This window comes from Arhodomonas sp. KWT (genome assembly GCF_010993615.1).
Window position 1 is genome coordinate 1 of record NZ_WNXE01000852.1, and the last position, 724, is coordinate 724.

General features: G+C 69.3%; 2 protein-coding genes. Both read left to right on the forward strand.

What is annotated here, in order from left to right; all coding sequences use genetic code 11:
- A partial coding sequence (locus G7A99_RS22860; protein WP_205600020.1) for a substrate binding domain-containing protein occupies positions 1-444 on the forward strand: 444 nt, incomplete at its 5' end.
- The coding region (locus G7A99_RS22865; RefSeq protein WP_205600021.1) for an enoyl-CoA hydratase-related protein at positions 444-724 on the forward strand (281 nt) is incomplete at its 3' end. The genes G7A99_RS22860 and G7A99_RS22865, both read left to right, overlap by 1 nt.

Genomic DNA, 724 nt, shown 5'->3' on the forward strand with positions numbered 1-724 from the left:
ACCCCGGAGGAGCTCCTCGAGCACAACTGCCTGACGCTCTCGGAGATGGAGCTGTTCAACGACTGGGAATTCGAGGACGCCGAACGCGGGCGCCGGGTGCTCCACGTCTCCGGCAACTTCCGCGCCAACAACGTCGACGCCCTCTACCAGGCGGCGCTGTCCGGCGCCGGGCTGGCGCGCATGTCCTCGTGGCTGGTGGTGCCGGATATCCGCGCCGGGCGCCTGGTGCCCGTGCTGCCCGAGTACCCCCACGAGAGCTCGGCGTTCTACGTGCTCTATCCCCACCGCCGCCATCTCTCACGCAAGGTACGGACCTTCGTGGACTTCCTCGTGGAGGTGTTCACGCCGGTGCCGCCGTGGGAGCGTGAGGGGCTGGAGTTCGACGCCAGCGAGTGGCGTGGCCGTGCCGAGGCGGTGGCGGCCGAGGAGAGGAGGGAGAGCTGATGGCGGATACCGGTATCCACACGATGATGCACGACGGCGTGTGCATCATCACGCTGATGCGCGCCGACAAGCGCAACGCGCTCACGCAGCCGATGTACGCCGCGCTCACCGACGCGGTCACCGCGGCGGGCGAGGACCCGGCGGTGTCCGTGATCCGACTGCGCGGCGACGGCGCCGACTTCACCGCCGGCAACGATCTCAACGACCTGCAGGTGCTGGCGCAGGCCGGTGAGGCGGTGGAGACGCAGCCCGTGTTCCGCTTCCTGCATGCGGTGGTGGA